We start from the raw sequence: 388 nt of genomic DNA, 5'->3' as shown, positions 1-388 counted from the left end.
GGCAGATGCCGCGGGTGCGCATCGCGGTGTAGAAGCAGCTGTGGCACAGCTGATCTTGCGGCCAGTAGGCCCGCAGCGTGTTGGCCATGCGATGGCATCGGCTGATTCGAAGGCGCCGCTGGTGACTCGCGGTCGCCCGCGTGTGGAGGAGCGCGGCGTGGGGTTAATCGTTGCCATCGGTGATGATGCGTGCTCGTCGGGGCCGGATGGACTCGTTGAGTTCGACCACGTTGGGTGGTGCAGTGGTGCCGGAAGCAGTCTTCTTCTTGCGGACGTCAGTGGCGGTGACTGTGACGAGGTCTTCGACGCCGCAGCCGAGGATGTCGCACAGTGCTGCCATCAACTGCAGGGCGACGCGTTCGGGGCGTTGGTGCACGATGCGGTACAC

At 64.9% G+C, this 388-nt stretch carries 1 protein-coding gene; it reads right to left on the bottom strand.

Going from position 1 to position 388, the window contains the following annotated elements:
• Positions 1-163: 163 nt before the first annotated feature.
• Positions 164-388, bottom strand: a 225-nt coding sequence (locus RM590_RS35815) for a helix-turn-helix domain-containing protein (RefSeq protein WP_311708983.1), incomplete at its 5' end; no start/stop codon positions are given.

It is taken from the genome of Streptomyces litchfieldiae (assembly GCF_031845365.1).
Lineage (GTDB): Bacteria > Actinomycetota > Actinomycetes > Streptomycetales > Streptomycetaceae > Streptomyces > Streptomyces litchfieldiae.
Note: the sequence above shows the minus strand (reverse complement) of the source record. Positions and strands in the feature narration are given on the sequence as shown.